The sequence below is a fragment of the Sphingobium quisquiliarum P25 genome, assembly GCF_000445065.1.
Taxonomy (GTDB): domain Bacteria; phylum Pseudomonadota; class Alphaproteobacteria; order Sphingomonadales; family Sphingomonadaceae; genus Sphingobium; species Sphingobium quisquiliarum.
Window position 1 is genome coordinate 1 of sequence record NZ_ATHO01000139.1, and the last position, 22,268, is coordinate 22,268.

The 22,268-nt window shown below is 63.9% G+C and carries 27 protein-coding genes and 1 tRNA gene; 10 read left to right on the forward strand and 18 right to left on the reverse strand.

Translation table 11 applies throughout. From position 1 onward, the window contains the following. Nucleotides 1-39 precede the first annotated feature (39 nt). The 13 genes from L288_RS36610 to L288_RS36670 all read right to left on the reverse strand — a co-directional run bounded on the left by L288_RS36610 (nucleotide 40) and on the right by L288_RS36670 (nucleotide 10,588). Entirely contained in the window at nucleotides 40-1,377 is a 1,338-nt protein-coding gene (locus tag L288_RS36610; RefSeq protein WP_021239106.1) for an ammonium transporter, read from the reverse strand. A gap of 13 nt (nucleotides 1,378-1,390) precedes the next feature. Next, a complete protein-coding gene (locus tag L288_RS36615; RefSeq protein ID WP_004209785.1) occupies nucleotides 1,391-1,729 on the reverse strand; it encodes a P-II family nitrogen regulator in 339 nt (112 codons plus the stop codon). A 158-nt stretch (nucleotides 1,730-1,887) separates the two neighbouring features. Beyond that, a complete protein-coding gene (locus L288_RS36620) occupies nucleotides 1,888-2,463 on the reverse strand; it encodes a DUF924 family protein (protein WP_021239107.1) in 576 nt (191 codons plus the stop codon). Nucleotides 2,464-2,518: 55 nt separating this feature from the next. Then, nucleotides 2,519-3,961, reverse strand: coding sequence for a metalloprotease TldD (gene tldD, locus L288_RS36625; RefSeq protein ID WP_031304650.1), 1,443 nt, complete (start codon nucleotides 3,959-3,961; stop codon nucleotides 2,519-2,521). 59 nt (nucleotides 3,962-4,020) lie between these two features. After that, complete coding sequence (locus L288_RS36630; protein WP_021239109.1) at nucleotides 4,021-4,248, reverse strand: zinc-finger domain-containing protein; 228 nt, start codon at nucleotides 4,246-4,248, stop codon at nucleotides 4,021-4,023. 53 nt (nucleotides 4,249-4,301) lie between these two features. Then, a complete protein-coding gene (locus L288_RS43500) occupies nucleotides 4,302-4,472 on the reverse strand; it encodes a hypothetical protein (protein ID WP_161625670.1) in 171 nt (56 codons plus the stop codon). Between the two features lie 164 nt (nucleotides 4,473-4,636). Then, nucleotides 4,637-4,712: transfer RNA gene (locus L288_RS36640), tRNA-Val, on the reverse strand. Nucleotides 4,713-4,797: 85 nt separating this feature from the next. Beyond that, nucleotides 4,798-5,802, reverse strand: a complete 1,005-nt coding sequence (locus L288_RS36645) for a winged helix DNA-binding protein (protein WP_021239111.1) — start codon at nucleotides 5,800-5,802, stop codon at nucleotides 4,798-4,800. Between the two features lie 238 nt (nucleotides 5,803-6,040). Beyond that, entirely contained in the window at nucleotides 6,041-6,892 is an 852-nt protein-coding gene (locus L288_RS36650; protein ID WP_031304651.1) for a D-amino-acid transaminase, read from the reverse strand. A gap of 92 nt (nucleotides 6,893-6,984) precedes the next feature. Beyond that, nucleotides 6,985-8,382 carry a UdgX family uracil-DNA binding protein gene (locus L288_RS36655; protein ID WP_021239113.1) on the reverse strand — a complete coding sequence of 466 codons (1,398 nt, stop codon included), beginning with the start codon at nucleotides 8,380-8,382 and terminating at the stop codon, nucleotides 6,985-6,987. Nucleotides 8,383-8,388: 6 nt separating this feature from the next. Continuing rightward, the gene (locus L288_RS36660) at nucleotides 8,389-8,853 is read right to left on the reverse strand and encodes a hemerythrin domain-containing protein (RefSeq protein ID WP_021239114.1); all 465 of its coding nucleotides are present in this window, start codon (nucleotides 8,851-8,853) and stop codon (nucleotides 8,389-8,391) included. 59 nt (nucleotides 8,854-8,912) lie between these two features. Next, entirely contained in the window at nucleotides 8,913-9,263 is a 351-nt protein-coding gene (locus L288_RS36665) for a hypothetical protein (RefSeq protein ID WP_021239115.1), read from the reverse strand. Between the two features lie 74 nt (nucleotides 9,264-9,337). Beyond that, on the reverse strand, nucleotides 9,338-10,588 hold the full coding sequence (locus L288_RS36670) for a putative DNA modification/repair radical SAM protein (RefSeq protein WP_021239116.1): 1,251 nt from the start codon (nucleotides 10,586-10,588) through the stop codon (nucleotides 9,338-9,340). A gap of 325 nt (nucleotides 10,589-10,913) precedes the next feature. Here L288_RS36670 and rpsU point away from each other — a divergent pair, with 325 nt between their 5' ends. Both rpsU and L288_RS36680 read left to right on the forward strand, forming a co-directional pair. Next, a complete protein-coding gene (gene rpsU, locus L288_RS36675; RefSeq protein ID WP_004208618.1) occupies nucleotides 10,914-11,120 on the forward strand; it encodes a 30S ribosomal protein S21 in 207 nt (68 codons plus the stop codon). A 73-nt stretch (nucleotides 11,121-11,193) separates the two neighbouring features. Next, nucleotides 11,194-11,754: an FKBP-type peptidyl-prolyl cis-trans isomerase gene (locus L288_RS36680; RefSeq protein ID WP_021239117.1), complete on the forward strand. Its 561-nt coding sequence runs from the start codon at nucleotides 11,194-11,196 to the stop codon at nucleotides 11,752-11,754. 48 nt (nucleotides 11,755-11,802) lie between these two features. Here L288_RS36680 and L288_RS36685 read toward each other — a convergent pair whose 3' ends face one another. From L288_RS36685 to pyrE, 5 genes are all read right to left on the reverse strand, one after another. Beyond that, the gene (locus tag L288_RS36685) at nucleotides 11,803-12,837 is read right to left on the reverse strand and encodes an AI-2E family transporter (protein ID WP_051209713.1); all 1,035 of its coding nucleotides are present in this window, start codon (nucleotides 12,835-12,837) and stop codon (nucleotides 11,803-11,805) included. Between the two features lie 68 nt (nucleotides 12,838-12,905). Further along, nucleotides 12,906-13,799 carry a signal peptidase I gene (gene lepB, locus L288_RS36690; RefSeq protein WP_021239119.1) on the reverse strand — a complete coding sequence of 298 codons (894 nt, stop codon included), beginning with the start codon at nucleotides 13,797-13,799 and terminating at the stop codon, nucleotides 12,906-12,908. A 29-nt stretch (nucleotides 13,800-13,828) separates the two neighbouring features. Beyond that, a complete protein-coding gene (gene acpS / locus L288_RS36695) occupies nucleotides 13,829-14,230 on the reverse strand; it encodes a holo-ACP synthase (protein ID WP_021239120.1) in 402 nt (133 codons plus the stop codon). After that, nucleotides 14,227-14,964: a pyridoxine 5'-phosphate synthase gene (locus L288_RS36700; protein WP_021239121.1), complete on the reverse strand. Its 738-nt coding sequence runs from the start codon at nucleotides 14,962-14,964 to the stop codon at nucleotides 14,227-14,229. The genes acpS and L288_RS36700 overlap by 4 nt, the downstream gene beginning before the upstream one ends. A 3-nt stretch (nucleotides 14,965-14,967) precedes the next feature. Then, the gene (gene pyrE, locus L288_RS36705; protein ID WP_021239122.1) at nucleotides 14,968-15,549 is read right to left on the reverse strand and encodes an orotate phosphoribosyltransferase; all 582 of its coding nucleotides are present in this window, start codon (nucleotides 15,547-15,549) and stop codon (nucleotides 14,968-14,970) included. Nucleotides 15,550-15,829: 280 nt separating this feature from the next. On the opposite strand from pyrE, the gene coxB reads away from it, so the two are divergent. From coxB to L288_RS36740, 8 genes are all read left to right on the forward strand, one after another. Next, entirely contained in the window at nucleotides 15,830-16,843 is a 1,014-nt protein-coding gene (coxB, locus tag L288_RS36710) for a cytochrome c oxidase subunit II (protein WP_021239123.1), read from the forward strand. Between the two features lie 18 nt (nucleotides 16,844-16,861). Further along, nucleotides 16,862-18,529 carry a cytochrome c oxidase subunit I gene (gene ctaD / locus L288_RS36715; protein ID WP_021239124.1) on the forward strand — a complete coding sequence of 556 codons (1,668 nt, stop codon included), beginning with the start codon at nucleotides 16,862-16,864 and terminating at the stop codon, nucleotides 18,527-18,529. 114 nt (nucleotides 18,530-18,643) lie between these two features. Next, complete coding sequence (locus L288_RS36720; RefSeq protein ID WP_031304652.1) at nucleotides 18,644-19,564, forward strand: heme o synthase; 921 nt, start codon at nucleotides 18,644-18,646, stop codon at nucleotides 19,562-19,564. After that, the gene (locus tag L288_RS44145) at nucleotides 19,561-19,692 is read left to right on the forward strand and encodes a hypothetical protein (protein WP_021239126.1); all 132 of its coding nucleotides are present in this window, start codon (nucleotides 19,561-19,563) and stop codon (nucleotides 19,690-19,692) included. The genes L288_RS36720 and L288_RS44145 overlap by 4 nt, the downstream gene beginning before the upstream one ends. Then, complete coding sequence (locus tag L288_RS36725; RefSeq protein ID WP_030540363.1) at nucleotides 19,692-20,267, forward strand: cytochrome c oxidase assembly protein; 576 nt, start codon at nucleotides 19,692-19,694, stop codon at nucleotides 20,265-20,267. The genes L288_RS44145 and L288_RS36725 overlap by 1 nt, the downstream gene beginning before the upstream one ends. Nucleotides 20,268-20,310: 43 nt before the next feature. Beyond that, nucleotides 20,311-21,141: a cytochrome c oxidase subunit 3 gene (locus L288_RS36730; protein ID WP_021239128.1), complete on the forward strand. Its 831-nt coding sequence runs from the start codon at nucleotides 20,311-20,313 to the stop codon at nucleotides 21,139-21,141. 79 nt (nucleotides 21,142-21,220) lie between these two features. Continuing rightward, the gene (locus tag L288_RS36735) at nucleotides 21,221-21,616 is read left to right on the forward strand and encodes a DUF983 domain-containing protein (protein WP_021239129.1); all 396 of its coding nucleotides are present in this window, start codon (nucleotides 21,221-21,223) and stop codon (nucleotides 21,614-21,616) included. After that, complete coding sequence (locus L288_RS36740) at nucleotides 21,613-22,251, forward strand: SURF1 family protein (protein ID WP_021239130.1); 639 nt, start codon at nucleotides 21,613-21,615, stop codon at nucleotides 22,249-22,251. Before L288_RS36735 ends, L288_RS36740 begins: the two co-directional genes overlap by 4 nt. The last annotated feature ends 17 nt before the right edge of the window (nucleotides 22,252-22,268 follow it).

Genomic DNA, 22,268 nt, shown 5'->3' on the forward strand with positions numbered 1-22,268 from the left:
GGCGGACCGTTCTTTCCGGCCCGCCCTGCCGAATGCTGATCAGGGGTTGTAGGCGCGCTCGCCATGTTCCCCGAGGTCGAGGCCTTCCAGTTCGACTTCGCGGCTGACGCGCAGGCCGGTCACTGCCTTGGCGACGAAGATCGCGATCGCCGTGCCGATCGAGGCCCAGACGATGGTGGTGACGGTGGCCAGGATCTGCGTGACGAGCTGGCTGCCCATCGCGAAGTCAGCGCCGCCGGGACCGCCGAGCGAAGGCGAGTAGACGATGCCGGTGCCGATCGCGCCGATCATGCCGCCGATGCCGTGGATGCCGAAGGCGTCGAGCGAGTCGTCATAGCCGAGCTTGGGCTTGAGGACGGTGACAGTGTAGAAGCAGATGACCGAAGCGACCGCGCCCAGGACAATGGCGCCGAACGGGCCGGAATTGCCAGCGGCGGGCGTGACGGCGACGAGGCCAGCGATGATGCCCGAGCAGAAGCCCAGAGCCGAACCCTTGTGGCCGTTGATGCGCTCCGCGATCATCCAGAACAGGCCGCCCGCAGCGGTAGCGACGAAGGTGTTGATCATCGCCAGGGCCGCAGAACCATTGGCTTCCAGCGCCGAACCGGCGTTGAAGCCGAACCAACCGACCCACAGCAGGCCGGTGCCCACGCCTGTCAGCGTCAGCGAGTGCGGCGGCATCGGTTCCTTGGGGAAGCCCATGCGCTTGCCCAGGATAAGGCAGGCGACCAGCGCCGACACGCCAGCGTTGATGTGCACCACGGTGCCACCAGCGAAGTCCAGAGCGCCCATTTCGAAGAACAGGCCCCCCGCCGCCCACACCATGTGCGCGATCGGGAAATAGACGATGGTCAGCCAGACGATGGCGAACACCATGACGGCCGAGAATTTGATGCGCTCGACCACCGAACCCAGCACCAGCGACATGGTGATGGCCGCGAAGGTCATCTGGAAGCTGACGAACACATATTCGGGAATGACGACGCCATCGGTGAACGTCGCCGCCGTCGAATCAGGCGTGATGCCCTTCAGGAAGGCCTTCGACAGGTCGGAGATAAAGCCATTGCTGGGACCCGCAAAGGCCAGGCTGTAGCCATACATCACCCAGATCAGCATCGCGAGGCAGGTCACGGCACCGATCTGCGTCATGACCGAAAGCATGTTCTTGGTGCGCACCAGACCGCCGTAGAAGAGGGCGAGGCCGGGCAGGATCATGGCCAGCACCAGCACGGTGGCCGTCATCATCCAGGCGGTATCGCCCTTGTCCGGCGTTGGCGCGGCGGCCGCCGCCGCACCCTGTGCCCAGGCGGGCAGCGCGGCGAAGAGGGACAGGCCAGCCGCCCCCATCACGCCGCAAAACTTCTTGGAAAAGGTCATTATTCCCCCCTTCTTACAGCGCGGTTTCGCCGGTTTCGCCGGTACGGATGCGCACAGCCTGGCCGACATCGAGGACGAAGATCTTGCCGTCGCCGATCGCGCCGGAATTGGCGGCGGCCTGCGTCGCTTCCACTACACGCGGTGCGAGATCGTCATCGCACACGACCTCGATCTTGATTTTCGGAACCATGTTCGTGGAATATTCGGCGCCCCGGTAGATTTCGGTCTGCCCCTTCTGGCGGCCGAAGCCCTTCACCTCGCTCACCGTCATACCGGCGATGCCGAGCGAGGAGAGTGCCTCGCGGACATCGTCAAGCTTGAACGGCTTGATGATAGCCATGACAAGTTTCATGTCGCCCCCTGTTAATGGTGTGCGGCGACATTCCAGCAAGAGCCGTGCCAATTTGTCAAAACCGCTTTAATGCGGGCTTTGGCCTAGGGGGAAAGGCGCGGCGCGCCAAAAAAATGGGCAGTGGCGGGATGCTGCCTAAAAAACGGGCAGGGTGGAGACTACCAGCCGCTGCCCTTGCGGACCGCGTCCTGTTCCTCAGGCAAAGTCTCCCGCCCCAGGGCAGCGTTGCGGTGGGGGAAGCGGCCGAACCGCTCTATGACCGCATGATGCTGCCGGGCAAAATCGAGCGACTTTTCATCCCCTGCTCCTTCGAACAAGGTGAGCGAAAGCATCTGGTCCTCCGCATCCTCGCTATGTTGGAAGGGCATGTAGAAAAAGAGGCGGCCAGCCCCGCCAATCTGGATGTCATAGCCGTGGGCGATGGCCCCGCGCGCGATATCGCGCGCCAGCGGATCGGTGGCATAGGCCTTGGCCGTCCCGCGAAACATATTGCGGGGAAGCTGGTCGAACAGGATCACCGCCGCCAGCGCATCGTCCGCCCGTTCCAGAAACTCCTCGGGCGCAAGCGCCTGCTTTTCCTCCCACAGGGAGCCGAAGCGAGCGGCGCAGCGGCGGTCAAGCGCGGGGTCGTGCCGCCACCATCCCTGCTCGCCGACCTGGTTGAACCAGAAATCGAGCAGCGATGCCGCCCAATCGGCGGTCACAGCATCATGGCTGTCGGTGAGCATGTTCATGCAGGAAGAAAGACGGGTGAGGCCGCCTGGTTCCTCCATCCATGGCGCTGCCGCCTCAGGTCGCCGTTCCGCCGACCGTCAGCCCTTCGATCAGCAGGGTCGGCTGGCCCACCCCAGCAGGAACGCTCTGCCCGCCCTTGCCGCACATGCCAACGCCGTGATCGAGCGCCCAGTCATTGCCGATGCCCACCACCTTGGTCAGCGCGGTCGGCCCGTCGCCGATAAGCGTCGCGCCCTTGATGGGATCGCCCAGCCTGCCATTCTCGACCTTATAGGCTTCGGTGCAGGAAAAGACGAACTTGCCCGACACGATGTCGACCTGTCCCCCGCCAAAGCTCTTGGCGAAGATGCCGGACTTCACGCGCGACAGCAGCTCTGCCGGATCATCCTGCCCGCCCTTGATGAAGGTGTTGGTCATGCGGGGCATGGGGGCGTGGGCATAGCTTTCGCGGCGGCCGTTCCCGGTCGGCTCCACGCCCATTAGACGAGCATTCAGCCGGTCCTGCATATAGCCTTTGAGGATGCCGTCCTCGATCAGCACATTTTCCCTGGTCGGCGTGCCTTCGTCATCGATCGACAGCGAACCGCGCCGGTCCATGATCGACCCGTCATCGACCACCGTCACGCCGGGCGCGGCGACGCGCTGGCCGACTCGCCCGGAAAAGGCGCTGGTGCCCTTGCGGTTGAAATCGCCCTCCAGCCCGTGGCCGATCGCTTCATGCACCATGACGCCGGGCCAGCCGGGACCGAGCAACACCGTCATCTCGCCCGCTGGCGCGGCGACCGAGCCAAGATTGACCCGCGCTTGCGCCAGCGCTTCGTCGATCGCCTTGTTCCAGACGGCGGGGTCCATCACCTGATCATAGAGGTAGCGCCCGCCAACGCCGAACACGCCGGTTTCGCGGCGGCCATTTTCCTCCAGGATGACGGACACGTTGAGGCGCACGAGCGGGCGGATGTCGGTCGCGGTGAAGCCGTCCGCGCGCACGATCTCCACCACCGACCAGCTGCCCGACAGGCTGACCGACACCTGCGCGACGCGCGGGTCGCGGGCGCGGGCGGCGGCGTCGATGGCGGCGCATAGCGTCACCTTTTCTGCGAAGGGCACGATCTCCAGCGGATTGACGTCCGTGTAGAGATGGCGATTCGTCCGCTGTGGCGGCGGGGCGGGCTGGCCCTTGGCCGGGTCGAGCAGGGTCAGCGTTTCGGCGGCGCGGCGGATCGCCGCCTCGCTGATATCGTTGGCATGGGCAAAGCCGGTCATCTCGCCAGACACGCCGCGCAGGCCAAAGCCCGCATCGGTGGAATAGTCGGCGGTCTTCAACCGGCCATCATCGAAGCCGAAGCTCTCGCTGGCGCTGTATTGCAGATAGAGTTCGCCGTCGTCGCACTGGCGCAGCGCATCGGCCGTCAGGCGCCGCGCGCCGTCCGGGTCAAGCATCCCCGGACGATAGAGGAGGCCGCGTGCATCGGTGAATTGGGAAGCAATTTCGGTCATGCCGCCCGATATAGGCGCGGCAAGGCGCAAGCCCAATCAAAATCGCGGGCGCTGCCCGGTCAGAGGCTGGCGCCGGATGAAATATCGGGCAGTCCCGCGACTTCCGGCGTGTCGGCCGGGCCGCCGATCAGGACGAAACGGCGATCGCAATAGCCGCAATCGACATAGCCATGCTCGTCGATTTCCAGGAAAATGCGCGGGTGGCCAAGGGCGGCGGGGATGTCACCCGATCCGTCGCAGGAAACGCGCGGCTTGGTGACTCGAATGATTTCAGGCGGCTGGATCATGGATCAGCCGATTAGCAGCGGCGCACCGGCCCCGCAATATGCCGCCTGACAGGTCACATCAGCATCATCATCGGCGGACCGGGGCAGGGGACGGCAGGTTCGGCCGCGACCGCCTTGGCAGGAGGAGTCCAGCCGCTGCAATCGGATTTGGCGGAGAAGGACAGAGGTGAAAGGAGCAGCAGGACCGTCACGATCGCGCTGCCGAAAAGGACAGTCAGGGACATGATAGGCTTTGCCTCCCGATATTCGACGGACCTTGGCACCGGCATGGCGCGGTCCTCCCCCCAAAACGCGCACCTGTTGCGTGCCGCGCCGCCCATCATAGCGCGGCGGGGACGATGGCGGGAGGGGCTATTGTGGGATCGGCCGAAAGTTGATGAGGGAAGGATGGTGGGCGATGACGGGCTCGAACCGCCGACATTCTCGGTGTAAACGAGACGCTCTACCAACTGAGCTAATCGCCCGGAGCCTCTGCCTGTCGCGGCGGGCCGGAGCGCGTCTATCTAGGGCAATCGGCGCGTTGGTCAAGCCTTGTTCCGTCGCTCCCCTTCATGCGCACAGGAAGCGGCGGCTGGCCGCGAACCAGCGGCTGAGCGCTTCGAAACTGCTGTCGGAAAGGGCGATGAAGACGCGGCGGCCGTCATGCGGGTCCGCTTGCCGGTGGACGATGCCTTTTTCCGTAAGGGTGCGTATCCATCGCAGCGCCGTCGTCGGCGGAACGGACGATGCGATGCACAGGCTGGACACGGACACGCGCTCCTGCTCCAGCCGCGCCGCCAGCAGGTCGAGCAGCATGTCCCAGGCGGGATCGGCGAACAGGTCGCCGGGCAGGAACTCGTCCCGCAGACGCCGGGCGCGCAGCAGGTCGCGCACCTGCGTGGCGGTAAGCGCCGGTTCGTCCGGCGGTTCCTGATGACCGCCCATCGGCGGCAGCGCGGGCATGCCGATATAGTCGCTATCCCGGTCAGAGATGCGGGGGCCGAGGGCGAAGGAGGGAATGGCGTGACGCGGCCGGGCGGTCAGCGCCTCCAGCGTGCGGGCGAGGCGGCTGACCTCTTCACTCAACTGCTGGAGCCGCACGCCTTCGCTTTCCTGATTGATTTCATGCACGGCGCGCTGGGGCGCGTTCCTGCCAGCGGTCAGGAGCGCGGCGGCCAAGTCGGCATGGTCGGGCGCGCAGAGCAATTGAGTGCAGCCGCTGCGCATGCAGGCATAGGCAAGGTCAAGGCTGTCCATGCCGCTGACGAGGATGACGGACAGATCGTTCTGCACCGCCAGCGTTTCCACCTGAACCAGCAGCCGTTCCAGCGTGGCCGATGGTTGTGGGCAGAACAACAGGATCACATCGCAGCCCACCTGCATGTCGAGCCGGGCGCAGGCCTGATCGATGGGAACGATGTCCAGCAGGCGTAAATTCGCCGCGGCCGCCAGACCCGTCACATCTTCCAGAAACATGTCGTTCGCCAGGATCAGCAGGCCGGGCCGCTGATCCTTCATGCCGTAGACATCCTCTGCCGCAATGTCGAAGCCGATCCGGGATCGATCCATTTCCATTATAAAATTCCCCTGTTTTTCGTGACCTTACCGGAATGGGATGATTTGACCGCTGCTCTCTTCTCCGTTTCGGACCTGCGGGGAAGGCTTTCCGCTCCTTCTCTCCACCGGGCCGCCCTGCTTTTCCACCTTCGTTGAAGTTAACGCCAAAGTGGCGGCGCTTTCTGCCGAAACGGTGCGATGGCCGAAGCGGTCCCTTTATCTCCAAAATGGAGATGTTTTCTTCGACCGGAGCGGTTCAGATCGCGGTTCGGCGCGCGAAATCCACGTAAATGTCACGCAGCTGGGCCGCGATCGGGCCGGGCTTTCCGTCGCCGATCATCTGCCCGTCGATGCGGACGACCGATTGGCACAGCGTTGAGGCGCTGGTGATGAAGGCTTCCTGCGCGGCTTGCGCCTCGGCGACGGTGAAGCTGCGATGGATGACCGCGATACCTGCTTCCTCGGCCAGCGCGGTCAGCGCCGCGCCGGTGCAGCCAGCCAGCACCGCCTGGGAATAGGGGCGCGTGACGATGGCTCCATCCTGAACGATATAGGCGGTGGACGACGCGCCTTCCGTCACCTGCCCGTCCTCGACCATCCAGGCTTCCTGCGCGCCCGCATCGGCCGCGATCCGTTTCGCCATGGCCTGAGCCAGCAGGCCTACGCTCTTGATGTCGCGGCGCGCCCAGCGCAGGTCCGGCGTGGTGACGACGGCGATGCCGGTCTTCACCGATGGCGCGTTCAGGAAGCGCTTGGGCTGAACGAACATCACCAGGGTAGGCTGGAGATCGGGGGAGGGCAGGAAGTCGCGGCCTTCATCGGCCCCGCGCGTCAGTTGCAGGTAGATCAGCCCTTCTTCAAGGCCGTTGCACGCCACCAGTTCCTTCTGCACGGCTTCGATCGCGTCCGGGATGAGGGGGACGGGAAGGCCAATCGTACTGGCGGATCGCCCCAGCCGGTCAAGATGCGACCTGCTGTCGATCAGCTTGCCCTCGATCACCGCCGTGACTTCATAAATGCCGTCGGCGAACAGGAAACCCCGGTCGAGAACGGAGATGCGGGCATCGGCGAGCGGCAGGAACTGGCCGTTGAGATAGGCGATGGACATGAATGAGCGGCTTTCCGGTGAATGCGCGACAGGCTTGCCCGCCGATGTCGCCGCGCGCACGCGCCGGGTCAAGCCGGACGCCACGGAAAACGTCAGGCGAGCGCCTTCACCCGCGCGCCGATCTCCCGCAATTCCTTGACGAAGCGCTTTCGTTCCTCGGCCTTGCGGGCTTCATCGGGCACGCGCAACAGGAAGCTGGGATGGACGGTGACCCAGCCTTCGGCACCGCCTGACAGGGCTATGGGTGCGCCGCGCGTGCGGCTGATCGTCACCGCCTTGCCCAGCAGCGCGCGAGCGGCGGTCGCCCCCAGCGCGACGATGATGCGCGGTTGCAGCAGGTCCAGCTCCTGATCGAGCCACCAGCGGCATGCCTGGATCTCCGGGGTTTCGGGCGTCTGGTGGATGCGGCGCTTGCCCCGGCGCTCATGCTTGAAATGCTTGACGGCATTGGTGACGTAAAGGCGGGCGCGGTCGACCTCCGCTTCATCCAGCGCGCGGTCGAGCAACTGGCCTGCCGGACCTACGAAGGGACGGCCTGCCAGATCCTCCTGATCGCCCGGCTGCTCGCCGATCAGCATCAATGGCGCATCCAGCGGCCCTTCGCCAAAGACGGTCTGCGTGGCGTCGCGATAGAGCGGGCAGCGGGTGCAGGCCATCGCCTCGTCGCGCAGGGCTGACCATGCGGCGGCGGCATTGCCGGGACGGGCGTGCGGTTTCGGTGGCGTTGCGATCATGGCTGCTTCCCTTGCCTGGGCTCCAGCCACCAGATCGGGGATCAGGGCGGCTTCGGGCAGGTTGCGCCAATATTTGCGCGGCATTTCCGACAGCATGGCGCGTTGCTTGAGCCGGGCCGGATTGAAGATGGAGGCGTAATAGCGTTTCCACACATCCTCTATGGGGTCGCCCTGCGGCGCGTCGGCGCGGGTCGCGCCGGGGCTTTCGCTCAGGGTTTCACCATCCCAATGGATGCTGAGTTCAGGCGTCAGGATCGACCAGCGCATGGAGGCGAATCGGCGGACGAAGAAACCGGCATTGGCGCGGACGATATGATGGTCCGGCTCGAACCAGGCGACGAAGCGTGGCGCGCCTTCATCCTCCACTTCGCGGAAACGGACGAAGGCGCGCATCTTGTGCATGTCCCGCCGGACGGCCTTGGCCAGCATCTCCACCCGGCGCAAAAGCGGATCGGCGCGATCCTCCATCAGTGCGGGCATGTCGCGCACCCGCACCAGCAGGGCGTAGAGCAGCGCGAACCGCTCAGGATCGCGATGCAGGATCGCGCTTTCCGCCAGTTCCAGGAAGGCGCGGGGCACGGAAAAAGCGCCGCCCTGTTCAGGCGGCGCCGGGGCGTCGAACGCAAGGAGGGAGGCTTCGCCGCCCTCCACCTGCCAGTCTATCTCCGCCGCCGGGACGCCGCCTGCGGCAAAGCGCCGTGCCGCTTCGCGCCACCCGTCGAAATCGTCCGGGCCGGTCAGCGCTGCGCGATACATGGCGGTTTATTCCGCAGCTTCCGCCCGCTTGATCTCGGCGGGTTTGCGCCGGGCGAAGACCTCCGCCAGCTTGGCTTCCTCTTCCGCCGTCAGTTCCTTGGCGGCGTCGGGGAACATCTCGTCCTCCTCTTCCTCGATATGGTGGAGATAGCGCTTCTTCAGCTTGTCGAAGGTTTCCCGCCAGGCGTCGCCGTTGAACTCCAGCCCGTCCAGTTCTTCGAGATAATCGTCAATCTCCTTATGTTCCGACACGCTGTGCTGCGCATCTTCGCGCAGATCGGGGCGGGCGAGCATCGTTGCGTAAAGCGTCTCTTCCTCGGCCGCAGCATGGGCCGTCACTTCGACCTTGAACTGAGCGAACAGCTTTTGCAGCCGGTCATGCTCATCCTTTGCATCAGCCATCTTGTCGAACAGCTGGCGGTGGGCGTCGTGATCTTCTTTCAGGCGGTCGAAAATAGTGGCGTTCGCCATGGCGTGCTCCTCTTTCATACAGAGGGCACAACGAAGCGGCGGCGTCTTTGTGTCCGCAGTCAGCCGAACAGGAAACGGAAGATGATGGCGATGGGTATCCAGAGCAGCCCGCTGGCGATGCTGACGAGCCAGAGTTGCGCCACGTCGCGGCGGAAGCGGATGTTCAGGCTACTGCGCGAAAGAGCGCTGAAATCCAGCACTTCCCAGCGTCGTTCAAGGCCGCGCGCGAATATGGCGAAGGCTCCGATCGCGACGATGATGCCCAGGTGCAGGACGAGCGAACCGCCCATCTTCGCGACGATGAAGATCTGCATGAGGCAGAAGATCACGAGCGCCGCCGCCAGATGCGTGCTCATGCGCTTGGCATATCCGGCTCCTTGTGCCGCATGACCTTCAAACAGCGTCGCCACCGCTACTGCTTCTCCCCTGCTTCATGACCAGAAAACCATGGATTGCGGCCCCGATCAACGGGAGAAATCGGCTGTCAGGCAAAAAGCTCCAATTGCGAGGGCGCAGGGCCAAGGCTGCGCTTTAGGTCGATTCGGTCGGTCAGGTGAACCGGCCGCCAATCGCTGGCGATCAGGAAGGGGCGCAGCTTGGTGATGGAGGTGGTGAGGCGGGCAACATCGTCCAGCCGCAGCCGCCGCAGCCGCCGGCTTGCGAGGATGCGGTCGACCGCCTTCACGCCCAGCCCCGGCACGCGCAGCAGAGCCTCGCGCGGGGCGCGGTTCACGTCCACCGGGAACATACCGCGATGCCGCAGGGCCCAGGCGAGCTTCGGGTCGATATCGAGCGGCAGGCAGCCGCTGTCAGGATCGGTCGCCGCCTCCAGATCGTCTGCCGAAAAGCCGTAGAAGCGCATCATCCAGTCGGACTGGTATAGCCGGTGCTCGCGCAGCAGCGGCGGCCTTTTGAGCGGAAGCACGCTGCTGGGGGAGGGAATGGGCGAGAAGGCGCTGTAATAGACGCGGCGCAAGGCGTGGCGGTCGTAAAGCGACCTTGCCCTGCGGATGATCGCCCGGTCGTCCGCGCCGTCAGCGCCTACGATCATCTGGGTCGATTGCCCGGCAGGCGCGAAGCGGGGCGCGTTGCGATATTTGCGCCGCGCGTCGCCCATATCCTCCATCGCGCTGCGCATCCCCGCCATCGCACCTTCGATGCGGCTGGCGTTCTTTTCGGGCGCTAGCCGCTGCAAGCCCTGTGCGGTCGGCAGTTCGACGTTGATCGACAGGCGATCGGCGTAGAGCCCTGCCTGATGCGACAGGTCCGGGTCGGCATCGGGAATGGTCTTGAGGTGGATATAGCCGCGAAAATCATGCTCCTCCCGCAACGTGCGGGCGACTTGCACCAGCTGCTCCATCGTATAGTCGGACGACCGGATGATGCCCGACGACAGGAACAGCCCCTCAATATAGTTGCGGCGGTAGAAATTCAGCGTCAGGTCCACGACCTCCTGCACGGTGAAGCGCGCGCGCCGCACGTCGCTGGACCGGCGATTGATGCAATAATGGCAGTCGAAGATGCAGCTGTTCGTAAGCAGGATCTTTAATAGCGAAATGCAGCGCCCGTCCGGCGCATAGGCATGGCAGATGCCCATGCCCTCGGTCGATCCAAGCCCGCCTTTCCGGCCGCTGGCGCTATCGCGCTTCTTCGTACCCGAAGACGCGCAGGACGCATCATATTTTGCAGCATCCGCAAGGATTTCGAGCTTCTGGGGGACGGACAGGGCGGCCATGTGTTCCTGATATGTTCTTGGCTGACCGCTGTCCATGATCCAGGTTACGTTTTACCAGCCTCTCGCCACTATTTTGCGTGCCCCAGGTGCGTTGCTCCGGGAGAAGCGGTTATTGCAGGCATCAAGTCGGCCCTTCCGGCGGCGCATCATCGCGGCAAATGCCAAGGCTTTGGGGTTGAAATGCCGCGACTCTGCTGATAGGGCGCGCCCCACAACGGCGTAGGGCGACCTGCGGCGACTCACGGCTTTTATATTCGGTAGGCCCGTCGGGAAGGGTTTTGTGTCCTGGCGAACCGCCCGCTTTCGACTGGAGTTTGACTGGCTTATGCAAATCATCGTTCGCGACAATAATGTCGACCAGGCCCTGCGCGCGCTCAAGAAGAAGTTGCAGCGCGAGGGCGTGTATCGCGAGATGAAGCTGCGCCGTCACTATGAGAAGCCGTCGGAAAAGCGCGCCCGTGAAAAGGCTGCTGCGGTCCGTCGCGCCCGCAAGCTGGAACGCAAGCGCGCCGAGCGCGACGGCGTTCGTTAAGAGCCGGTCCGGGCGGAGTGCCCGGATTGCTCCTTCCTGCTGATTTCCCGCACCAACTGCGAGGCGTTCGCTCATGTCCACGACGGCTGTTCCCCTTCGCCCCATCGCCAAGGGGTCTTTGACGCGGCTCTGGATCGGTGTCGCCGCCGTGGCGCTTGCGGCCGCTGGCCTTGCATGGGCGGGGCAGCGCGGGCTTGAGCCTTCGCCCGCCAGCTATCTGGCGAAGAATGCGCATGAGGACGGCGTCGTCACCACCGGATCCGGGCTCCAGTTCAAGGTGCTGGAAGAAGGCAGCGGGCCGAGCCCGACGGCGGCGGATGTCGCGCTGGTCGGCTATAAGGGTACGTTGCTCGACAGCACGGTGTTCGATGAGAACCCGCAGACCGCCATGCCGGTGGACGGTGTCGTTCCGGGCTTTTCCGAAGGCCTGCAAAAGATGAAGAAGGGCGGCAAGTACCGCCTGTGGATTCCGCCGCAGCTTGGCTATGGCGAACAGGCGGCAGGACCCATTCCTGCCAATTCCGTGCTGGTGTTCGACGTCGAGCTGCACGATTTCAAGTCGAAGGCGGAAATCATGCAGATGCAGCAGATGATGCAGCAGGGAGCCACTCCGCCGCCGCTGCCGGGCCGCTGATCCTCGCAGACATCGAAGAAGATGAAGGGCCCTTCTCCGGGCCCTTTTTCATTGGGGAAGCGGCGTGGCGGGGCTGGCGCTTTCCTCATCCAGCGACTTCGAGCGCTCCTCCAGATAGACCTTGATCATGGCGATGATGGGATCGGCCAGGAACAGGCCCAATATGCCGAACAGTGCGCCGAACAATATCTGCGCCGCCAGCACCAGTGCGGGCGCAAGGTCGGTCGCCCGCTTCGCTACCATGGGCACGATCAGATAGCCGTCGATCAGCTGCACGATCAGGTAGACGAACAGCGCATAGAGCCCGGCGTCGGTCCCTGCGGAAAAGCCGACCAGGATGATGAGCACGCCCGAAATGATCGCGCCGATATTGGGCAGGAAGGCGAACAGGCCGGTCAATATGCCGAGCAGCCCCGCCATGGGAACGCCGCCCGCCCACAGCAGCAGCCAGGTGCCTACGCCTTCCACCGCCATGCCGACCAGCCTGCCAAACATCAGGCGGCGCAGCGTCCAGCCCATCTTGTCTGCGACCTTGTAGAAGCTCGCGCGCTTGTTCATCGGCAGCATCCAGGCGACGCCGCGTTCGTAGAGCTTGGGTTCGATCGCGATGAAGATCGCCAGCACCAGCATCATGACCGCGCTGGTCAGTGCGCCGAAGACGGTGCCGACCGCCGCCGTGACGCGGCCGAGTGAGCTCAGCGCCTGACTGGCGAGGCCCTTGAGGTCATTGGGCGTGGTGGAAATGCCAAGTTGTTGCAGCCATGCGCCCACGCGGCTGACCTGCGCCTCCACGATCAGCCGCATCGCCTGCGCCTGCGCCGCCAGGCTCGCGCCGGTCAGGTAGAAGGTGTAGACGATGAAGGCGACGGCAGCGAGCAGAACGATCGTGAGCCGCCATCCCCGGTGAATCGGCAGGACCCGGCCCAGCAACCGCGTGCCGCCGTCCATCATCGTCGCCAGCACCAGCGCGCCCAGTATGAGCATGATCGGCTGAGCCAGCAGGGCAAGCAATGCGACCGCCACCGCCATGGCGATCCAGGTGCCTGCACGGGTTATTTCATGCTGAACGAGCGGACTGCGCAGCTCGCTGGGGCCGGGCGCTTCGAGATGAACCTTCTGCTTGCCGCTCAAGCACGCCCCCTATCGTGACATCATTTCGCGGCGGAAACGCTCCGGGGGCGCAGGCTGTTCCCGGCGCGGCCGCTGCGGAAGGCGTGAAGCCAGGTCGCGGGGTTCCAGCTGGAATCGCCGTCAAGCGAGAAGGTGATGAATTCGGCGCGCCCGCCGATCGCTTCCCAGGGTACGGGACCGCCAAGCCCGTTTTCCTCCAGCGGCGCGCGGCTGTCGGCGCTGTTGTCGCGATTGTCGCCCATCAGGAAAAGATGGTGCGGCGGCACCCGGATCGGACCATACCAGTCGAGCGAGCTTGGCCCCATGTCGATCGTCACATAGGTGCGGCCGTTGGGCAGCGTTTCCTGCCGCACTGGCAACTGGCAATAGGTCTTGCCGTCGCGGCCCTCCACCCGTGCGCCAGGAAATTGCAGTGGCGGACAGGGCGCATTGCCATCCACAGGGATGCGGATGGGTTTCAGCACCTTCTGCGGCACGGGAACGCCGTTCAGGATGACTTGCCCGCCGCGCACCTCCAATATGTCGCCGGGCAGGCCGATCACGCGCTTGATATAGTCCTCACGCCGGTTCTGCGGCGAAACGATGACGATATCGCCGCGTTCGGGCAGGCGGCCGAAAATACGTCCCTTGATGAAGGGCAGGGGGTGAAAGCTGGGCGAGACATAGGACCAGCCATAGGGAAATTTGCTGACCACCAGCCGGTCACCCTTCAACAGTACCGGCATCATCGATTCGCTGGGGATGTAGAAGGGCTTGGCGACGAAGCTGTGGAAGGCGAGCACCGCCAGGATGAGCAGGGCGATGCTCTTGACCTCATGCCACCAGTCGACGCCATGCGGTTCCGCCTTGGCAGGCCCCATGGCCTGGTTTTCGGTGGAAAGGGGCGTGCTCTCGCTAGTGTCGGCTGCCGTCATGGGTGGCTTCTCGGGTGATGGGGCCGCCATTATCGCGGCACGGCTTCGATGATGACGAAGGCCTGCGCCCAGGGATGGTCGTCTGTCAATGTCAGGTGGATGAGCGGCGCATGATCTGCGGGAATCATGGCGTTGAGCCGGACGAGCGCGCCGCCGGTCAGTTCCAGCGTCGGCGCACCGCCTGGCCGGTTGACGACGCCGATATCCTTCATGAACACGCCCTGGTTGAAGCCCGTCCCTACCGCCTTGGAAAAGGCTTCCTTGGCGGCGAACCGTTTGGCGAAGGTCCCTGCCCTGGTAAAGGGCCGCCGTGCCGCCTTGGCCCGCTCAATCTCCGTGAACACACGGCGTTCGAACCGTTCGCCATAACGGTCGAGCGAATTCTGGATTCGCTCGATATTGCACAGATCGGAGCCGAGGCCGATGATCAACGGGCGAGATCCATCTGACGGCGCATTTCAACGATGCTTGCTTCCAGACCGCCGAAGATCGCTTCGCCGATCAGGAAATGGCCGATGTTGAGTTCGGCGATCTGCGGAATCGCCGCGATCGGGCCGACATTGTCGAAGGTGAGGCCGTGGCCTGCATGCGGCTCGATCCCGTTCTTGGCGGCAAGGGCGGCTGCGTCGCTGATGCGGCGAAGCTCCTCCGCGCGGGCCGCGCCGGTGAGATGGGCGTAGCGGCCGGTATGGAACTCAACGACGGGCGCGCCCAGCCGGATCGCGGCGTCGACCTGCGCCGCGTCAGGTTCGATGAACAGGCTGACGCGGATGCCGGCCTCGTCCAATGCCCCGATGATCGGCTCCAGCGCCACCATCTGCCCGGCGGCATCCAGCCCGCCCTCGGTCGTGCGCTCTTCCCGCTTTTCCGGGACGATACAGGCGGCGTGCGGCCGGTGCCTGATCGCGATGCGCAGCATTTCCTCCGTCGCGGCCATCTCCAGGTTCAACGGCACGGACAGGGCGGACATCAGCGCGACGATATCCTCATCGCGGATATGCCTGCGGTCCTCCCGCAGATGTGCGGTGATGCCATCCGCCCCGGCCGAAGCGGCCAGCAGCGCAGCCTTGACCGGATCGGGATGCGCGCCGCCCCTGGCGTTGCGGATCGTGGCCACATGGTCGATGTTGACGCCAAGACGCAGGGGAAGGGCGGATTGCGGCATGGACTATTGTTTCCGGCTTCCGGGCTTGACGGCGGGAACGGCCGCGAGTTCGGGAGGCACTTCATGTTCGTCATATACGGGAAAATTGATGCTGACGAGCGGGTAGAAGGGAACGCCAAGATCGACTTCGCCCGCCGAGCGGTCGACCAGCGCCGCTTCCGCGATGACGATGCCGCCTGCCTCCGCGACGGCGTCGATCGCCTGACGCGATGACAGGCCAGTGGTGACGACATCCTCCACCATCAGCACTTTCTGCCCCGGCGCGATGCTGAACCCCCGGCGCAGTTCGAACGTGCCTTCGGGACGTTCAAGGAAAACGGCGTCCCTGTCGAGCGCACGGCCCGCTTCATGACCGATGATGATGCCGCCCATGGCGGGGGAGGCGACGAGGTCGATCTCGTTCCGCAATTCGCGGGGCAACTGCTGTACCATCGCCCGGGCAAGCCTGCCTGCCCGCTCGGCATTCATCAAAACGCGCGCGCATTGCAGATAGTTGGCGCTGCGGCGTCCAGAGGACAAGATGAAATGTCCCTCCAGCAACGCTCCGGCTGCCCTGAACTCCGCTAAAACTTCTTCGTCGGTCATCTAAATCTTCGATCCATTCGCGCGCGCCGCCCCTGATTACAGGCGATCGGCACGCCTCTATTCATTCATAGGACGCGCCCATGATCGCGCCCCTGCGCGCGACCAGCGAGATAAGCGGACGGCGGAGGCGTTGCAACAGCGAAGAAAATCTGCTCCTGCCCGCTTGAGGCCGGAAAAAACCATGCCTATAAGCCGCCCCAGACCGACCGGGCGGGGGAGACGTGTATGCGCGCGCCTTCGTTGCAGCGGCGCCAAGGGGTTACGGGGTAAGAAGACGCTTATGAAAAAGGTGAAATCGCTCGTTCTCGCCGGGTTGCTGGCCTTTGCGCCGGCCTTGGCGCTGAACAGTCAGGCGTTCGCGCAGGATAATGCAGCCGTCGCTGCCGCGCCTGCGGACAATGCCGCTGCTCCGGCCGAATCGAGCGTGAACGCGGCTGCTCCGGCCGCCGAAGCCGCGCCTGCCGCTAAGGTCGCCGCGCCGCCCCGCATGAAACCGACCCCCGGCATCGGCATGCCGAGCCCCGGCGAGATTTCGCTCCAGGAACAGTTCAGCCCGACCGGTCACACCGGCCGCTGGCTGCACGACAAGATGCTGCTGCCCATCATCACCGTCATCTCGATCTTCGTTCTGGTCCTGATGCTCTATGTGATGGTGCGTTTCCGCCGCAGCGCCAATCCGGCTCCGTCCAAGACGTCGCACAATACGTTGATCGAAGTGATCTGGACGGTCGTTCCAGTGGTGATCCTTCTGGTGATCGCCGTGCCGTCAATCGGACTGCTGGCGGACCAGTACAAGCCTGCGCCCAAGGATGCGCTGACTGTCAAGGTTACGGGGTATCAGTGGTATTGGGGTTATGAATATCCCGACAACGAGATCCCCGAATTCGTTTCCAATATGCTCCCCAAGGACAAGGCCGAAGCGAATGGCGAGCCTTATCTGCTTGCGCCGGACAATCGCATGGTCCTGCCCGCCGGGCGTCCGATCAAGCTGATCATCACCGGCGCGGACGTGATCCATTCCTTCGCGGTGCCTTCGCTCTGGGTGAAGATGGATGCGGTGCCGGGCCGCCTCAATGAAAAGAGCTTCACCATCGAAAAGCCGGGCGTCTATTACGGGCAGTGCTCGGAACTGTGCGGCGCGCGTCACGCCTTCATGCCGATAGCGATCGAGGCGCTGCCGCCCGCCCAGTTCGACCAGTGGGTCCTCTCGCAGGGCGGCAAGTTGCAGGGCGCAGGCGCGGCGGTCACCACCGCTGCCGCAGCGCCCGCCGCCGCTCCCGCAGAAAAGCTTTGATGTAAGGGCATAGACGCCATGACAACCATTACCGCAGATCATCACGGCGATCATGCTCATGATCATCATGACGCCGATCACAAGCCAGCCTTCTTCCAGCGCTGGTTCATGTCCACCAACCACAAGGACATCGGCACCCTCTACCTGATCTTCGCGATCATCGCCGGTATCATCGGCGGCGCGATATCGGGCCTGATGCGCGCCGAACTCGCGCAGCCGGGCATCCAGTATCTCCAGACCTGGGCGCAGTATAGCGACGGTCCGTCAGCGACGCTGGACCAGGCCTATCATCTGTGGAACGTGCTGATCACCGCCCACGGCCTCATCATGGTCTTCTTCATGGTGATGCCCGCGATGATCGGCGGCTTTGGCAACTGGTTCGTGCCGATCATGATCGGCGCGCCCGACATGGCCTTCCCGCGCATGAACAATATCAGCTTCTGGCTGCTGATCCCGGCATTCGCGCTGCTGCTCGGCTCGACCTTCGTTCCGGGCGGCACGGGCAATGGCGCGGGCACCGGCTGGACGGTCTATGCGCCGCTTTCGACCAGCGGTTCCGCGGGGCCGGCGGTCGACATGGCGATCCTGTCGCTGCATATTGCGGGTGCCAGCTCGATCCTGGGCGCGATCAACTTCATCACCACCATCCTCAACATGCGCGCGCCGGGCATGACCCTGCACAAGATGCCGCTGTTCGTCTGGTCGGTGCTGGTCACCGCCTTCCTGCTGCTGCTGGCGCTTCCGGTTCTGGCCGCGGCGATCACCATGCTGCTGACCGACCGTAATTTCGGCACCACCTTCTATGATGCCGCTGGTGGCGGCGATCCAGAGCTTTACCAGCATCTCTTCTGGTTCTTCGGCCATCCCGAAGTGTACATCATGATCCTGCCGGGCTTCGGCATCATCAGCCAGATCGTGTCGACGTTCAGCCGCAAGCCCGTGTTTGGCTATCTCGGCATGGCCTATGCCATGGTCGCGATCGGCGTCGTTGGCTTCGTGGTGTGGGCGCACCATATGTTCACCACCGGCATGTCGGTGAACGTGAAGATGTACTTCACCGCCGCGACCATGGTCATTGCGGTGCCGACCGGCATCAAGATCTTCTCGTGGATCGCCACCATCTGGGGCGGTTCGATCAGCTTCAAGACCCCGATGGTCTGGGCGCTGGGCTTCATCTTCCTGTTCACCGTGGGCGGCGTGACCGGGGTCGTGCTTGCCAATGGCGGCGTTGACGACGTGCTGCACGACACTTATTATGTCGTGGCGCACTTCCACTATGTGCTCTCGCTGGGCGCGGTGTTCGGTCTGTTCGCGGGCTTCTACTATTGGTTCCCCAAGATGTCGGGCCGGATGTACAACGAGTTCCTCGGCCAGCTGCACTTCTGGGTGTTCTTCATCGGCGTGAACCTGCTGTTCTTCCCGATGCACTTTCTGGGCCTGTCGGGCATGCCGCGCCGCTATCCCGACTACCCGGAAGCCTTCGCCTACTGGAACAAGGTGGCGAGCCATGGTTATGAGATCATGGCCGCAGGCATGCTGATCTTCTTCGTCAACCTGATCTGGTCGCTCGCGGCCGGCCGGAAGGCGGAAGGCAATCCCTGGGGTGAAGGTGCGACGACGCTGGAATGGACGCTGTCCAGCCCGCCGCCGTTCCACCAGTTCGAAACGCTGCCGGTCATCGACTGACCGGCGGGATCAGGGCTCTCCTTGCGGGGAGAGCGTGGGCGGCGCTATGATGGCCCGCCCGGCAAGAGCAGTCCCGGCGCATCATGTCGCGCCGGGCTGCTGCATGAGGAGCATATGGCTAGTTCGCCGTACATGGGCAGGAGCACGGCTCCCGCAATTCCCGCTCACTGGCGGGACTTTGTCGCGTTGACGAAGCCGCGCGTGATGACGCTGGTGGTCTTCACCGGCCTGTGCGGCCTGCTTGCGGCACCGGGGCATCTGCATCCCGTGCTTGCCTTCACCGCGATCCTCTGCATCGCCCTGGGCGCTGGCGCGGCGGCCGCGCTCAATCAATGGTATGAAGCCGACATCGACGCGAAGATGAAGCGCACCGCCAGCAGGCCTCTGCCCGCTGGACGTATGGACCGCCAGTCCGCGCTTCATTTCGGCGTGGGCCTGTCCTTCTTCTCCGTGCTGCTGATGGGCATGGCCACCAACTGGCTCGCCGCAGCGGTGCTGGCGGTGTCGATCCTGTTCTATGTCTTCGTCTACACCATCTGGCTGAAGCCTCGCACGACGCAGAATATCGTCATCGGCGGTGCAGCGGGCGCATTTCCGCCGGTTATCGGCTGGGCTGCGGTGACGGGCGATATCACGGCCCTGCCGGTCGCCCTGTTCATGCTGATCTTCTTCTGGACGCCGCCGCATTTCTGGGCGCTCGCGCTGTTCGTGAAGACGGATTATGCCGCCGCCAACATCCCGATGCTCCCCGTCGTTGCGGGCGAGGTCGCGACCCGGCGGCAGATCTGGTTCTATACGGCGATAATGGCGGTGGCGGCGATGGCGCCGGTTCTGCTGAAACTTACCGGCTTGATCTACGGTGTGACGGCGCTTCTGGGCACGGGTCTGTTCGCGGTCTTCGCCTTCCAGGTGCTACGCCGCCGGGAGACCGATCCCAGCCGGATGCAGCCGGAAAAGCGGCTGTTCAAATATTCGATCCTTTATCTTTTCCTCCTGTTCGGGGCGGTCGTTGCTGACCGCTGGCTGCTGGCATGACGCCTGAGGAGGACGAGCAGGTGCGCAGCCGCCAGAAGTCGCGCGCCATCGTGATGGGCTTGCTTCTGGGCGCGCTGGTCATTTTATTTTACGCGATCACCATAGCGAAGATGGATGGGGGACAATGATGGCCAGCCTGCCGCCGTCGCCCTTCGATCGGGAACGCCGCAACCGGCGCACGCTGGTTACGATGGCCGGGGTCGGCCTTGCGATGCTCGGCCTGGGTTTCGCATCGGTGCCGCTCTATCGCATCTTCTGTGAACGGACCGGCTTTGGCGGCACGACGCAGCGGGCATCGAGCGATGTCAATGTCCGCGCGGCGGTCGGCCACAGCATGTCGATTCGATTCGATTCCAATGTGCAGCCGGGCATGCCGTGGAAATTCTACCCCGAACATCCCACCGACACGGTGACGGTCGGTGCGCGCGACATGGCGATCTTCATTGCGAAGAATATGTCGGACAAGCCGGTTACAGGCACTGCGAGCTTCAACGTCACCCCCACGCAGGCTGGCGCTTATTTCACGAAGATCCAGTGTTTCTGCTTTACTCAGCAGACGTTGCAGCCTGGCGAAGAGGTAAGGATGCCCGTCCTTTATTATGTCGATCCCAAGATTTTGGCCGACCCGGACAATCGGGACACGCAGGAAATTACGCTGAGCTACACCTTCTATCCTGTTGAGCAGGACAAGAAGCCAAGCTAAGGCAAGCACAATAACGCGAACCGCGAACAGGGAAGAGCACGTCATGGCAGGCGCCAAGAACCACGATTATCACATTCTCCCGCCCAGCATCTGGCCATTTTTTGGTTCCATGTCGGCGCTGGTGATGGCCTTTGGCGCGATCATGTGGATGCATCCCGACGCGATGCCCGCCGGTGGCGGCTGGGTGTTCCTGATCGGTGTCGCAGGCGTATTGTTCACTATGTACAGCTGGTGGGCGAATGTGATTTCCGAAGCGCATGCCGGCGATCATACCCCTGTCGTGCAGCTGCATCTGCGCTACGGCATGATACTGTTCATCGCGTCGGAAGTGATGTTCTTCGTCGGCTGGTTCTGGTCCTTCTTCGACTTCGCGCTTTTCCCCAGCCAGCTTCCGCCGATTGAGGGCATGTTCCCGTCCAAGGGCGTGGAAGTCATGAACGCGTTCGAGCTGCCGCTGCTCAATACCCTGATCCTGCTCTGCTCGGGCACGACGGTGACCTGGGCGCATCATTCGCTGATCCACGGCGACCGCGAAGGGTTGAAGACCGGCCTATGGCTGACCGTGATCCTGGGCCTGCTCTTTTCCTCGATCCAGGCCTATGAATATGCCCATGCGCCTTTCCCGTTCGGCGGCAGCCCCTACAGCTCGGCATTCTATATGGCGACCGGCTTCCACGGTTTCCACGTTCTGGTCGGCACCATCTTCCTGATCGTCAACCTGATCCGCGTTTATAAGGGGCACTTCACCCCGCGCCAGCATTTCGGCTTCGAAGCTGCCGCCTGGTATTGGCACTTTGTCGACGTGGTCTGGCTGTTTCTGTTCGTCGCCATCTATGTCTGGGGCGGCTGGGGCGCGCCGGTGCACGGCGGCTGAGTTCAAAGGAAATATTAAGAGCGAACGGCCGGTCACCCCGGCCGTTTTCTTTTGACGCGGGTGAGGCTATGCCTGCGCCATGTCATCGTCCGGCCCGGCCACGCCTTCCTCCCCTCCGCTGATCATCGCGGCATCGCGCGGCTGCTGCCCCCGATGCGATGAGGCCACGCTGTTCGCCGGGTCCGTGGGCTTTTCATCCCATTGCCGCGTTTGCGGGCTGGATTATGGCCAGTTCAACGTCGGTGACGGCCCCGCCGCATTCCTGACCCTGATCGTCGGAGCGGTCATGGTCGCGATGGCGCTGACCGTTGAACTCAAATTGCATCCGCCGCTCTGGGTTCACCTGCTGCTGTGGACCCCGCTGACGGTTGCGGCGGTGGTGGGCAGCCTTCGCATCGCCAAGAGTGCGCTGCTCATCCTGGAATATCGCAACAAGGCGCGGGAAGGGCGGATCATGGAGGACAGGCGTTCATGAGCAGGATGCGGCTTCCCCTGATCCCCAGCCTGATAGTTGCCGCGGCCATCGCCGTGATGATCGGCCTTGGCATATGGCAGTTGCAGCGGCGCGGCGAAAAGGACGCGATGCTCGCGCTCGCAGCTTCGAATCCGGCCAGGCCGTCGATCAGCTATCCCGCCATTGCGCCGGTCCCGCCGGATCTGTTGTTCCGCCGATCTTCGGTGCAATGCCTTCGCGTCACAGGCTGGCGGACCGAGGCGGGACGCGCGGCTGACGGTTCCACCGGCTACCGCTATATCGCTGAATGTGCGACGGGGGCGGAGGGGCCGGGCGCTCTGATCGCCCTTGGCGTCGCGCAGAAGCCGGATCTGAAACCGGCATGGAACGGCGGCCATGTGCGTGGCTGGATCTCCGAGGAACCCGATCACCGCTCGCTGCTGTCGCGCATCGGGGGCAAGGCGCTGCCGCTGCGGCCGATGCTGATCGCCGGGCAGGCCCCTTCGGGTTTCAAGCCCGTGGCGCCGCCCAGCCCGCAAGATGTGCCGAACAATCATCTGGCCTATGCGGTGCAGTGGTTCTTCTTTGCCGCCGTCGCCGCCATCATCTACCTTCTGGCCGTGCGCAGGCGCGTTCCACCTGCCGGTCCGTTGTAAACGCTTGCTCCATGGCC